The sequence below is a fragment of the Rubrivivax gelatinosus genome (assembly GCF_016583785.1).
Classification (GTDB): domain Bacteria; phylum Pseudomonadota; class Gammaproteobacteria; order Burkholderiales; family Burkholderiaceae_C; genus Rubrivivax; species Rubrivivax gelatinosus_B.
The window spans coordinates 24421-37586 of sequence record NZ_NRRU01000006.1 but is presented as its reverse complement, the minus strand read 5'-3'; the positions used below and the strand labels follow the sequence as shown (position 1 = coordinate 37586).

Here is a 13166-nt window from a genome sequence, read left to right as displayed (position 1 = left end):
CAGGAGGGCCGGGCGGATGGTCACGCGGCGCGAAGCGCACGACGGCCCCGCCGAAGGCCCCGACACGTTCGACGCGGGCGAGGGGCCGGCTGCCGGCGCCCCGCCCGAGAGCGCCGCCGCCCCGTTGCCGGCCGAAGGCGACGCCGACCACGGCAACACGCTGCAGAGTTATCTGCGCGACATCCGCCGGGCGCCGCTGATGAGCGCCGAGGAAGAGCATGCGACCGCGCTGCGCGCGCGCGCCGGCGACTTCCCGGCGCGGCAGATGATGATCGAGCGCAACCTGCGCCTGGTCGTCAGCATCGCCAAACACTACGTCGGTCGCGGCATGCCGATGATCGACCTGATCGAGGAAGGCAACCTCGGGCTGATGCACGCGACGGGCAAGTTCGAGCCCGAGCGGGGTTTTCGCTTCTCGACCTACGCCTCGTGGTGGATACGCCAGAGCATCGAGCGCGCGATCATGCATCAGGCGCGGCTGATCCGGCTGCCGGTGCACGTCGTGCGCGAGCTCAACCAGGTGCTCAAGGCGCGGCGGGCGCTGGAGTCGGCGCGCCACGGCGACACCGAACGTCCGGTCTCCGTCGACGAGGTCGCCTCCGCGCTCGGCCGTCCGGTCGACGAGGTCGCCGAACTGCTGAAGCTCGCCGAGCAGCCGACCTCGCTGGACATGCCGATCGAGCGCGAGGGCGGCGAGGCCATGGTCGACACCGTGGCCGACGAGCAGGCGGTCGACCCGCTCGGCCTGACGCTCAGCCGCGAGGCTGCGCTGCTGCTGGAGAACGGCCTGGCCGAGTTGAACGAGCGCGAGCGCGAGGTGCTGGCCGGCCGCTTCGGCCTGCACGACCGCGAGCCCGAGACGCTGGAGGAGCTCGCGGTGCGTGTGGGCCTCACGCGCGAGCGCATCCGCCAGATCCAGCAGGAGGCGCTGCTCAAGCTCAAGCGCCGCATGGTGCGCCAGGGCGTGGACCGCGACGCGCTGTTCTGAGCACGGCCGCTGCCGCGGCACGCCGCGGCCCGGGATAATCCGCGGATGAGTTCAGGTATGGAATGGCTGCAGGTCGAGTCGCTCGACCTCGAGGCCCAGGGCGTCGCGCATCGCGCCGACGGCAAGGTGGTGTTCATCGAGGGCGCCTTGCCCGGCGAGACGGTGCAGGTGCAGGTCTCGCGGCGCAAGAACCAGTGGGAGCAGGGGCCGATGTCGGCGCTGGCGCGCGAGAGCTCGCAGCGCGTGCGCCCGGGCTGCCCGCACTTCGGGCTGCATGCCGGCGCCTGCGGCGGCTGCAAGATGCAGCACCTGCATCCGGCGGCGCAGGTCGCGGTCAAGCAGCGCGTGCTGGAGGACAACCTCTGGCACCTCGGCAAGGTCAAACCCGAGCGGCTGCTGCGGCCCGTCCACGGGCCGGCCTGGGGCTACCGCTGGCGCGCGCGGCTGTCGGTGCGCTACGTGCCGAAGAAAGGCACGGTGCTGGTCGGTTTCCACGAGCGCAAGTCGCGCTACGTCGCCGACATGGGCGAATGCCCGGTGCTGCCGGCGCGCGTCAGCGCGATGCTGCCGGCGCTGCGCGCGCTGATCGGCGCGATGGAGCAGCGTGACCGCCTGCCGCAGATCGAACTGGCCGCCGGCGACGAGGTCGTGGCGCTGGTGCTGCGCCACCTGGAGCCGCTGTCGGCCGGCGACGCTGCGAAGCTGCGCGCCTTCGGCGTCGAACACGAGGTTCAGTGGTGGCTGCAGCCCAAGGGGCCGGACACGGTGCACCGGCTCGACGAAGGCGGCCCGCAGCTCGCGTATTCGTTGCCCGAGTACGGCGTCACGATGCCGTTCAAGCCCACCGACTTCACCCAGGTGAATCCGCAGATCAACCGCGTGCTCGTCGACCGCGCGGTGCGCATGCTGGACCCCCAGCCGCACGAGCGCATCGTCGACTGGTTCTGCGGCCTGGGCAACTTCACGCTGCCGCTGGCGCGGCGTGCGGGCGCGGTGCACGGCATCGAAGGCAGCGAGACGCTGGTACAGCGTGCACGCGAGAACGCCGCCGCCAACGGACTGACGGCGCGCACCAGCTTCGCCGCGCGCAACCTGTTCGAGATGACGCCCGACGAGCTGGCAACGAGCGGCGCCGCCGACGCCTGGCTCGTCGACCCGCCGCGTGAAGGCGCGTTCGCGCTCGCCAAGGCGCTGGCGGAGCTGCGCGGGCGCGAAGGCTGGACGCCGCCGCGGCGCATCGTCTACGTCAGCTGCAACCCGTCGACGCTGGCGCGCGACGCCGGCTTGATCGTGCACCTGGCGGGCTACCGCTGCACCGCGGCGGGTGTGGTCAACATGTTTCCGCACACCGCGCACGTCGAGAGCGTCGCGGTCTTCGAACGCAGCGAGGCGGCGCTGCTGCCGCGTCCGGCCAGCGAGCCGGCACCGGAGATCGTCGCCAGCGAGGCCATCGTCACGGACGAGAGCGCCTGAGCCGGCGCGTGACCATGAAAAACGGGGCCCGAGGGCCCCGTTTTCGCTTCTGTCGGCCGCCGTCGGGGCGGCCGGTGTTCAGTCGCGCTCGCCGCCGAACACGCCCAGCAGCATCAGCAGGCTCTGGAACACGTTGTAGATGTCCAGGTAGATCGCCAGCGTGGCGCTGATGTAGTTGGTCTCGCCACCGTCGATGACACGCTTGACGTCGACCAGCATGAAGGCCGAGAAGATGCCGATCGCGGCCACCGACAGCGTCAGCATCAGCGCGCTCGACTGCACGAAGATGTTGATGACCCCGGCCACCAGCAGCAGGATCGCGCCGATGAACAGGAACTTCGACAGGTTCGACAGGTCGCGCTTGACCACCGTCGCCAGCGTCGCCATCGAGAAGAAGACCGCGGCCGTGCCGCCGAAGGCGGTCATGATCAGCGACGCGCCGTTGGAGAAGCCCAGCACCGCCGCCAGCATGCGCGACAGCATCAGGCCCATGAAGAACGTGAAGCCCAGCAGCACGCCGACGCCGGCGGCCGAGTCCTTCGTCTTCTCGATCGCGAACATGAAGGCGAACGCGCCGCCCAGGAACACCATCGCGCTCATCCCCATGCCGAGGCTGGTGGTGATGCCGGTGGCCACGCCGATCCAGGCGCCGAGCACGGTCGGCACCAGGGACAGCGCGAGCAGCGCATAGGTATTGCGCAGAACGCGGTTGCGCTGCGCTGAAACAGCACCGCCGCCTGCGAGAACGCCGTAGGTAGGCGAGTTGCGATTCATTCGACCTCCGTGTGGAACAGGTGTAACGACTCCATTTGAGCCGATGGCGCATTGTAGGTTCCGTGCCGGGTCGCAAAGCCCCTCGGCGCGCGGGGAGCGGCTCGCCGCGAACCCTCTCGCGGGCGGCTGCCACGGGCTGCGGCGAGCCCGGCGGTCCGGCCAGGCCGGGAGCAGGGGCGAGTGCCGCTATAATTGATCGGTTTACCCGCCATCACCGCAGCCCCAAGCGAAACTCCGTCGTAGGTTTCCCCTCGGACCCACCCGTTGCCGGGTGGCGCTGGGCGCGCGAATCCCGGAGCTTTTCTCTTGCTGCCCGTCCTGCCCCCCGCACTCCTCGCACTTGCAGACGGCACGACCTTCCTCGGTCACTCGATCGGCGCGCCCGGTCGGACCGTCGGTGAGGTGGTGTTCAACACCTCGCTCACCGGCTACCAGGAAATCCTCACCGACCCCAGCTACTGCCGCCAGATCGTCACGCTGACGTATCCGCACATCGGCAACTACGGGGTCAACGAGGAAGACGTCGAAGCCGCCCAGATCCACGCCGCCGGCCTGGTCATCAAGGACCTGCCGATCCGTGTCTCCAACTTCCGCGCCGCGATGCCGCTGGCGCAGTACCTCGAGCGCGAGGGCACGGTCGCGATCGCCGGCATCGACACGCGCCGCCTGACGCGCGTGCTGCGCACGACCGGCGCGCAGAACGGCTGCATCGTCAGCTTCGAGCCCGGCAGCGTCGTCGGCGATGCCGAGATCGCCGCGGCCGTCGCCGCCGCGAAGGCCGCGCCCTCGATGGCGGGCCTGGACCTGGCTCAGGTCGTCTCGGCCGACGCGCCCTACGAGTGGACCGAGACCTCCTGGCAGCTCGGGCGCGGCCACGGCCAACTCGACGAAGAGAGCTTCCACGTCGTCGCCTACGACTTCGGCGTCAAGCGCAACATCCTGCGCCTGCTGGCCGACCGCGGCTGCCGCGTCACCGTCGTGCCGGCCAAGACCCCGGCCGCCGACGTGCTGCGCATGAAGCCCGACGGCGTCTTCCTCAGCAACGGCCCCGGCGACCCCGAGCCCTGCGACTACGCCATCGAGGCCACGCGCGAGATCGTCGAGACCGGCGTGCCGACCTTCGGCATCTGCCTGGGCCACCAGATCCTGGCGCTGGCTTCGGGCGCGAAGACCTTCAAGATGAAGTTCGGCCACCACGGCGCCAACCACCCGGTGAAGGACCTGGACAGCGGCCGCGTCAGCATCACCAGCCAGAACCACGGCTTCGCGGTCGACGAAAAGACGCTGGGCGAGAACCTGCGCCCGACCCACGTCAGCCTGTTCGACGGCACGCTGCAGGGCCTGGCGCGCACCGACCGCCCCGCCTTCTGCTTCCAGGGACACCCCGAGGCCAGCCCCGGCCCGCACGACATCGGCTACCTGTTCGACCGCTTCGTTGCGCTGATGCAAGAGAGAGCCTGACCCATGCCCAAGCGCACCGACATCCACAAGATCCTGATCATCGGCGCCGGTCCGATCATCATCGGCCAGGCCTGCGAGTTCGACTACTCGGGCGCCCAGGCCTGCAAGGCGCTGCGCGAGGAGGGCTACAAGGTCATCCTCGTCAACAGCAACCCGGCGACCATCATGACCGACCCGGAGATGGCCGATGTCACCTACATCGAGCCCATCACCTGGCAGGTCGTCGAGAAGATCATCGCCAAGGAGCGCCCGGACGCGATCCTGCCGACGATGGGCGGCCAGACGGCGCTGAACTGCGCGCTCGACCTGCACAAGAACGGCGTGCTCGCCAAGTACGGCGTCGAGATGATCGGCGCCAACGAGCATGCGATCGAGAAGGCCGAAGACCGCATGAAGTTCAAGGACGCGATGACGTCCATCGGCCTGGACTCGGCCAAGAGCGGCATCGCCCACAGCATGGAAGAAGCGCTGGCGGTGCAGCGGCGCATCCAGGCCGAGATCGGCGGCACGGGCTTCCCGATGGTCATCCGCCCGAGCTTCACGATGGGCGGCACCGGCGGCGGCATCGCCTACAACCCGGAAGAGTTCGAGGAGATCTGCAAGCGCGGCCTGGACCTCTCGCCGACCAAGGAACTGCTGATCGAGGAGTCGCTGATCGGCTGGAAGGAGTACGAGATGGAGGTCGTCCGCGACAAGGCGGACAACTGCATCATCGTCTGCTCGATCGAGAACCTCGACCCGATGGGCATCCACACCGGCGACTCGATCACCGTCGCGCCGGCGCAGACGCTCAGCGACAAGGAATACCAACTGCTGCGCAACGCCTCGATCGCGATCCTGCGCGAGATCGGCGTCGACACCGGCGGCTCCAACGTGCAGTTCTCGGTCAACCCCGAGAACGGCCGGCTGATCGTCATCGAGATGAACCCGCGCGTGTCGCGTTCGTCGGCGCTGGCGTCCAAGGCCACGGGCTTCCCGATCGCCAAGGTCGCGGCCAAGCTGGCCGTCGGCTACACGCTGGACGAACTGCGCAACGACATCACCGGCGGCGCGACGCCGGCGAGCTTCGAGCCCTCGATCGACTACGTCGTCACCAAGATCCCGCGCTTCGCGTTCGAGAAGTTCCCCGCCGCCGACCCGCACCTGACGACGCAGATGAAGTCGGTCGGCGAGGTGATGGCGATCGGCCGCACTTTCCAGGAGAGCTTCCAGAAGGCACTGCGCGGGCTTGAAACCGGCATCGACGGCCTCACCGAACGCAGCACCGACCGCGACGAGATCGTCGACGAGATCGGCAACGTCGGCCCCGAGCGCATCCTGTTCCTGGCCGACGCCTTCCGCATCGGCATGACGCTGGACGAGATCTTCGAGGAGACCGCGGTCGACCCGTGGTTCCTGGCGCAGATCGAGGAACTGGTGGCGATCGAGAAGCAGGTCGCAGAACGTGCCGACCTGGCGAGCCTGAGCGCGGCCGAGCTGCGCTGGTTGAAGAGCAAGGGCTTCTCCGACAAGCGCCTGGCCAAGCTGCTGGGCACCCACCAGCACGCGCTGCGTGCGCGCCGCCACGAGCTGGGCGTGCGCCCGGTCTACAAGCGCGTGGACACCTGCGCCGCCGAGTTCGCGACGCAGACGGCCTACATGTACTCGACCTACGACGAGGAGTGCGAGGCCGAGCCGACCCAGCGCAAGAAGATCATGGTGCTCGGCGGCGGCCCGAACCGCATCGGCCAGGGCATCGAGTTCGACTACTGCTGCGTGCACGCGGCGCTGGCGATGCGCGAGGACGGGTACGAGACCATCATGGTCAACTGCAACCCGGAAACTGTCTCCACCGACTACGACACCAGCGACCGCCTGTACTTCGAGCCGGTGACGCTGGAGGACGTGCTCGAGATCGTCGACAAGGAGAAGCCCGTCGGCGTCATCGTCCAGTACGGCGGCCAGACGCCGCTGAAGCTGGCGCTGGACCTCGAGCGCGCCGGCGTGCCGATCATCGGCACCTCGCCCGACTCGATCGACATCGCCGAGGACCGCGAGCGCTTCCAGAAGCTGCTGCACGAGCTCGGCCTGAAGCAGCCGCCCAACCGCACCGCGCGCACCGAGGAGCAGGCGCTCGTCCTGGCGCAGGAGATCGGCTATCCGCTGGTCGTGCGTCCGAGCTACGTGCTCGGCGGCCGCGCGATGGAGATCGTGCACGGCGACAAGGACCTCGAGCGCTACATGCGCGAGGCGGTCAAGGTCAGCGAAAAAAGCCCGGTGCTGCTCGACCGCTTCCTCGACGACGCCATCGAGGTCGACGTCGACTGCATCGCCGACGCCGCTGGCGACGTGCTGATCGGCGGCATCATGGAACACGTCGAAGCCGCCGGCATCCACAGCGGCGACTCGGCCTGCTCGCTGCCGCCGTACACGCTGTCGGCCGCGTTGCAGGACGAGATGCGCCGCCAGGCCGCGGCGATGGCAAAAGCGCTGGGCGTCGTCGGCCTGATGAACACCCAGTTCGCCGTGCAGGGCGAGGGCGAGAACGCCGTCGTCTACGTGCTCGAGGTGAACCCGCGTGCGTCGCGCACCGTGCCCTTCGTCAGCAAGGCCACCGGCCGGCCGCTGGCCAAGATCGCGGCGCGCTGCATGGCCGGGCAGTCGCTGAAGCAGCAGGGCATAGGCGCGGAGATCGTGCCGCCTTACTTCAGCGTCAAGGAAGCGGTGTTCCCGTTCAACAAGTTCCCCGGCGTCGACCCCATCCTGGGCCCGGAGATGCGCTCCACCGGCGAGGTCATGGGCGTCGGCCGGACCTTCGGCGAGGCGATGTTGAAGAGCCAGCTCGGCGCGGGTTCGCGCCTGCCGGCCAAGGGCACCGTCGTCATCTCGGTGAAGAACGGCGACAAGGCGCGTGCGGTCAAGGTCGCCGCCGACCTCGTCGCGCTCGGCTACGAGGTGCTGGCGACCAAGGGCACGGCCCAGGCCATCGCCGAAGCCGGCGTGCCGGTCAAGCTCGTCAACAAGGTCAAGGACGGCCGCCCGCACATCGCCGACAAGGTCAAGGCCGGCGAGGTGCAGCTGGTGTTCACGACGGTCGACGAGACGCGCACCGCGATCGCGGACTCGCGCTATATCCGTACCGCTGCTCTGGCCAATCGTGTCACCTACTACACGACGATGGCCGGCAGCGAGGCCGCCACCGAGGCGCTGAAGCACCAGGATGATCTGGCCGTGGTTTCATTGCAGGAACTGCACGCCGAACTGAATTAGACTCCTAGCCTTCGCTGATCCGCCGCAGGTGCCCGATGGGGCCCCTGCGGCGGCTTCACTTTGTCCGCACACAAGACGCTCACGATGGCCACCATCCCCCTGACCCGGCGCGGCGCCGAAAAGCTGAAGGAAGAACTGCAACGCCTGAAGACCGTCGAGCGCCACGCGGTGATCCAGGCGATCTCCGAGGCTCGCGCGCAAGGCGACCTGTCCGAAAACGCCGAGTACGACGCGGCCAAGGACAAGCAGGGCTTCATCGAGGGCCGGATCATGGAACTCGAGGCCAAGCTCTCGGCCGCGCAGATCATCGACCCGGCGACGCTGGACGCCGGCGGCAAGGTGGTCTTCGGCGCGACCGTGGACCTGGCCGACGAGGACAGCGGCGCCGAAGTGACCTACCAGATCGTCGGCGACGACGAAGCCGATCTGAAGCAGGGCCGGATCTCGATCAGCAGCCCGATCGCGCGCGCGCTGATCGGCAAGCAGGCCGGCGACGTTGCCGAAGTGCAGGCGCCGGGCGGCGTCAAGCATTGGGAGATCGTCGAGGTGAAGTACCTCTGACGATGGCGGTCGAGCGCTGGCGCCGCTTCCTGCCCGGCCTGTGGGCCGGGTGGCTGCTGTGCGTCGCGCTGCTGGCCACACCGGCGGGCTTCGCGCTGCTGCCGCAGGCCGACGCCGGCCGGCTGGCCGCGCGCATGCTGGCGCAGGAGGCCTATACCAGCCTCGCGCTCGGCGTGGTGATGCTGCTGCTGGAGCGAGCGGCCGCGCGTTACGGCGGCGGCTCGCAGTTTTCCTGGGGTTTCGGACTCGCGCTCGGTGCCGTGTTCTGCACCGTGCTCGGCTACTTCGTGATCCAGCCGCTGATGCCGGCGGCGCGCCTGGGGCAGGGGCCGCTGAGTTTCGGCGCGCTGCACGGCATCAGTACGACGATTTACGCGCTCAAGTGCGCGCTGGTGCTGACGCTGGCCTGGCGCGCGAGCTTCGGCCCACGGGCCTGAAGTCGCACGCTGACCTGCGGCACCGCCGGGCGCCGCAGGCCAGGCCTTACTCGGCGACCTTCTTCTTGACGCTGGTCGCGCGCGGCTTCACGCGCTTGATCTGGCCGCCGGCGGTGACGCGCTGGTTGCCGAAGACCTTGACCTTGGTGACCGTCGCGCGGTGGTTGCCGCTCTTGGAGAATTTGACGAGCTTGACCACACGCGGACCGGACTTGCGGTCCTCGCGTTCGGCCTTCTCCTTGGGCGGGATCGGGCGCCAGAGCACGAGCAGCTTGCCGATGTGCTGGATCGGCGCGGCGTCGAGCTGCTCGGCGAGCGTGACCAGCAGCGCTTCGCGTGCGGCCCGGTCGTCCGAGAAGACGCGGATCTTGATGAGCCCGTGCGCCTTCAGCGCAGCGTCGGCTTCCTTGACCACCGCGGGCGTGAGCCCGTCGGCACCGATCTGGACGACCGGGTCGAGGTGGTGGGCGTCGGCGCGGTGTTGCTTGCGCTCGGCGGGCGTGAGTTGAATGGCGGGCATCGCCGTATTATCGACCGACGAATGAAACCGAAGAACAAACGTGTCAACCGGGCGTGGCTGCACGACCACCTCAACGATCCCTACGTCAAGGCCGCGCAGCGCGAAGGCTACCGTTCGCGCGCTGCCTACAAGCTCAAGGAGATCGACGAGAGCTTCGGGCTGATCAAGCCCGGCCAGGTGGTCGTCGACCTCGGGGCTGCCCCCGGCGCCTGGAGCCAATACCTGCGCCGCCGCTTCGCCCCCGAGGGCGCCGCGGCCGGTGAACTGCACGGCACGATCATCGCGCTCGACCTGCTGGACTTCGAGTCGATCGAAGGCGTCACCTTCCTGCAGGGCGACTTCCGCGAGGACGAGGTCGCCGCGCGCCTGGTGCAGGCGCTGGACGGCAGGCCGGTGGACCTGGTCGTGTCCGACATGGCGCCCAACCTGTCGGGCATCCCGGTGTCGGACGCCGCCCGCGTGGCGCATCTGGTGGAACTCGCGGTCGAGTTCTCGCTCCAGCATCTGCGCCCCGAAGGCGCGCTGGTGTGCAAGGCCTTCCACGGCAGCGGCTACAGCCAGCTGGTCAAGCTCTTCAAGGAGAGTTTTCGTATCGTCAAGCCGGTCAAGCCCAAGGCTTCGCGCGACAAGTCGGCCGAGACCTTTTTGCTCGGCATCGGCCCCAAATCCGGCAAGGACGTCGGCAACGACGGAAAATGAACGCAATAGACCCGTCTCAATGGCGTTTCCGCCCCCCGGCCGGCTCTCTTGTGTCGAATAGAATGATCCCCATCTACCGTGGAATTCGGCGGGCCCGCGTTGTTGCCCGCCGCGCCGTTGAACAGGAAAAGGAGCCGCGGTGAACAATCAGTGGTTTTCCAAAGTCGCTGTCTGGCTGGTGATCGCGCTCGTGCTCTTCACCGTCTTCAAGCAGTTCGACAGAGGTGCGACGACGGGCAACCAGATCGGTTACTCCGAGTTCCTCGACGAGGTCCGCAGCAAGCGCATCAAGTCCGTGACGCTGCAGGAGAACCCCGGCGGCGGCACCGAGATCATCGCCACGACCACGGACGACAAGCGCCTGCGCAGCACGGCGACCTACCTTGATCGTGGCCTCGTCGGCGACCTGATCAACAACGGCATCAAGTTCGACGTCAAGCCGCGTGAAGAGCCGTCCGTGCTGATGAGCATCCTCGTCAGCTGGGGGCCGATGCTGCTGCTGATCGGCGTCTGGGTCTACTTCATGCGCCAGATGCAGGGCGGCGGCAAGGGCGGCGCCTTCAGCTTCGGCAAGAGCAAGGCGCGCATGCTCGACGAGGCCAACAACACCACCACCTTCGCCGACGTCGCCGGTTGCGACGAGGCCAAGGAAGAGGTGAAGGAGCTCGTCGACTTTCTGAAGGACCCGCAGAAGTTCCAGAAGCTGGGCGGGCGCATCCCGCGCGGCGTGCTGCTGGTCGGCCCTCCGGGTACCGGCAAGACGCTGCTGGCCAAGGCCATCGCCGGCGAGGCCAAGGTGCCGTTCTTCAGCATCTCGGGCTCCGACTTCGTCGAGATGTTCGTCGGCGTCGGCGCGGCGCGTGTGCGCGACATGTTCGAGCAGGCCAAGAAGAGCGCGCCCTGCATCATCTTCATCGACGAAATCGACGCCGTCGGCCGCCACCGCGGTGCCGGCCTGGGCGGCGGCAACGACGAACGCGAGCAGACGCTCAACCAGATGCTCGTCGAGATGGACGGCTTCGAGACCAATCTCGGCGTCATCGTGATGGCGGCGACGAACCGTCCCGACATCCTCGACCCGGCGCTGCTGCGCCCGGGCCGCTTCGACCGCCAGGTCTACGTCACGCTGCCCGACGTGCGCGGCCGCGAGCAGATCCTCAACGTGCACATGCGCAAGGTGCCGGTCGGGCAGGACATCCGCGCCGACATCCTGGCGCGCGGCACGCCAGGCTTCTCGGGCGCCGACCTCGCCAACCTCGTGAACGAGGCCGCGCTGTTCGCCGCGCGGCGCAACGGGCGCGTGGTCGAGATGGTCGACTTCGAGAAGGCCAAGGACAAGATCATGATGGGCCCCGAGCGCAAGTCCATGGTCATGCCCGAGGAGGAGCGCAAGAACACGGCCTACCACGAGGCCGGCCACGCGCTGGTCGCGCGCCTGCTGCCCAAGACCGACCCGGTGCACAAGGTGACGATCATCCCGCGCGGCCGTGCGCTGGGCGTGACGATGCAGCTGCCAGAAGGCGACCGCTACAGCATGGACAAGGAGCGCATGCTGTCGACGATCTCGGTGCTGTTCGGTGGCCGCATCGCCGAAGAGGTGTTCATGAACCAGATGACCACCGGTGCCAGCAACGACTTCGAACGCGCGACGCAGATCGCACGCGACATGGTCACGCGCTACGGCATGACCGACGAACTGGGCCCGATGGTCTACGCCGAGAACGAGGGCGAGGTCTTCCTCGGCCGCTCGGTGACGAAGACGACGACGATGTCCGAGGAGACCATGCGCAAGGTCGACGAGGTCATCCGCCGCATCATCGACGAACGCTACGTCGTCGCGCGCAGGCTGATCGAGGACCACAAGGACAAGATGCACTCGATGGCGCAGGCGCTGCTCGAATGGGAGACCATCGACGCCGACCAGATCGAGGACATCATGAGCGGCAAGCCGCCGCGGCCGCCCAAGGACTGGACGCCGTCCGCCAACAAGAGCAGCGGCGGCCCGACGCCGCCGGCTCATCCCGACGGCACGCCGGCCACGGTCTGAGCGGCCGTCTACCATCACACGCGGGGCTTATGCCCCGCGTTTTGTTTTCCGCCTCTCGATCACGACGATGGCTCACACCCCGATCTGGCAGACCGCACGTTTTCGCATCGAGCTGTCGCGCCCGCGCGTGATGGCCATCGTCAACGTCACGCCTGACTCGTTCTCCGACGGCGGGCGCTATGTCGACCTGGACGCAGCGCGTGCGCGCTGCGAGCAGTTGCTGCAGGAGGGTGCGGACATCCTGGACATCGGCGGCGAATCCACGCGGCCGGGCTCGCGCGCGCCCGGGCTCGACGAAGAACTCGAGCGCGTGCTGCCGCTGGTGCGGCACGCGGTGACGCTGGGCGTGCCGGTGTCGGTGGACACCAGCCGGCCCGAGCTGATGCGTGCTGCGCTTGAGGCCGGCGCCGACATCGTCAACGACGTGCGCGCGCTGCGCCGACCGGGTGCGGTCGAGGCGGTCGCGGAGCACCCCAGCGCCGGCGTCTGCCTGATGCACATGCGCGGCGAGCCCGGCACGATGCAGGCCGAGGCGGTTTATGACGACGTCGTTGCCGAGGTCGCCGGCTTCCTGCGCGAGCGGGTCGCCGTGCTCGAGGCCGCCGGCGTCGCGCGCGAACGCATCACGCTGGACCCCGGCATCGGCTTCGCGAAAACGCCCGAGCACAACCTGGAACTGATGGCGCGCCAGCGTGAACTGCTGGCCGACGGCCTGCCGCTGCTGCTGGGCTGGTCGCGCAAGTCCACGCTGGGCACCGTGACCGGCCGGCCGGTGGCCGAACGCACGGCGGCCAGCGTCGCCGCGGCGCTGATGGCGGTCGAACGCGGCGCGGCGATCGTGCGAGTGCACGACGTCGCGGCCACCGTCGACGCGCTCAAGCTCTGGTCGGCCGTGGCGGCGCTGCGCCGCGTCTGAGGCGCCACAAAATCCATCGATGCGGGGGCCGAGCGCAGCGC

Annotated in this window: 11 protein-coding genes; 9 read left to right on the top strand and 2 right to left on the bottom strand. The window is 68.6% G+C overall.

Annotated features, from left to right (window positions below; all coding sequences use genetic code 11):
• Positions 1-16 precede the first annotated feature (16 nt).
• Positions 17-988 carry an RNA polymerase sigma factor RpoS gene (rpoS, locus tag CKO43_RS02915; RefSeq protein WP_200226482.1) on the top strand — a complete coding sequence of 324 codons (972 nt, stop codon included), beginning with the start codon at positions 17-19 and terminating at the stop codon, positions 986-988.
• 45 nt (positions 989-1033) lie between these two features.
• Positions 1034-2461, top strand: a complete 1428-nt coding sequence (gene rlmD, locus CKO43_RS02910; protein WP_200377776.1) for a 23S rRNA (uracil(1939)-C(5))-methyltransferase RlmD — start codon at positions 1034-1036, stop codon at positions 2459-2461.
• Positions 2462-2539: 78 nt separating this feature from the next.
• Here rlmD and CKO43_RS02905 read toward each other — a convergent pair whose 3' ends face one another.
• The gene (locus CKO43_RS02905; protein ID WP_200226486.1) at positions 2540-3235 is read right to left on the bottom strand and encodes a Bax inhibitor-1/YccA family protein; all 696 of its coding nucleotides are present in this window, start codon (positions 3233-3235) and stop codon (positions 2540-2542) included.
• 306 nt (positions 3236-3541) lie between these two features.
• On the opposite strand from CKO43_RS02905, the gene carA reads away from it, so the two are divergent.
• The 4 genes from carA to CKO43_RS02885 all read left to right on the top strand — a co-directional run bounded on the left by carA (position 3542) and on the right by CKO43_RS02885 (position 8943).
• The gene (gene carA / locus CKO43_RS02900) at positions 3542-4696 is read left to right on the top strand and encodes a glutamine-hydrolyzing carbamoyl-phosphate synthase small subunit (protein ID WP_200377775.1); all 1155 of its coding nucleotides are present in this window, start codon (positions 3542-3544) and stop codon (positions 4694-4696) included.
• Positions 4697-4699: 3 nt separating this feature from the next.
• Positions 4700-7945, top strand: coding sequence for a carbamoyl-phosphate synthase large subunit (gene carB, locus CKO43_RS02895; RefSeq protein WP_200377774.1), 3246 nt, complete (start codon positions 4700-4702; stop codon positions 7943-7945).
• A gap of 84 nt (positions 7946-8029) precedes the next feature.
• Complete coding sequence (gene greA / locus CKO43_RS02890) at positions 8030-8506, top strand: transcription elongation factor GreA (protein ID WP_200226493.1); 477 nt, start codon at positions 8030-8032, stop codon at positions 8504-8506.
• A gap of 2 nt (positions 8507-8508) precedes the next feature.
• Positions 8509-8943, top strand: a complete 435-nt coding sequence (locus CKO43_RS02885) for a DUF4149 domain-containing protein (protein WP_200226495.1) — start codon at positions 8509-8511, stop codon at positions 8941-8943.
• Between the two features lie 46 nt (positions 8944-8989).
• Here the strand turns inward: CKO43_RS02885 and CKO43_RS02880 are convergent, their stop codons facing one another.
• Entirely contained in the window at positions 8990-9463 is a 474-nt protein-coding gene (locus tag CKO43_RS02880; protein ID WP_200226497.1) for a YhbY family RNA-binding protein, read from the bottom strand.
• 21 nt (positions 9464-9484) lie between these two features.
• On the opposite strand from CKO43_RS02880, the gene CKO43_RS02875 reads away from it, so the two are divergent.
• From CKO43_RS02875 to folP, 3 genes are all read left to right on the top strand, one after another.
• Entirely contained in the window at positions 9485-10162 is a 678-nt protein-coding gene (locus CKO43_RS02875; protein ID WP_200226499.1) for an RlmE family RNA methyltransferase, read from the top strand.
• 139 nt (positions 10163-10301) lie between these two features.
• Positions 10302-12209: an ATP-dependent zinc metalloprotease FtsH gene (gene ftsH, locus CKO43_RS02870; protein WP_200377773.1), complete on the top strand. Its 1908-nt coding sequence runs from the start codon at positions 10302-10304 to the stop codon at positions 12207-12209.
• A 67-nt stretch (positions 12210-12276) separates the two neighbouring features.
• Positions 12277-13125, top strand: a complete 849-nt coding sequence (folP, locus tag CKO43_RS02865; protein ID WP_200377772.1) for a dihydropteroate synthase — start codon at positions 12277-12279, stop codon at positions 13123-13125.
• Positions 13126-13166 lie beyond the last annotated feature (41 nt).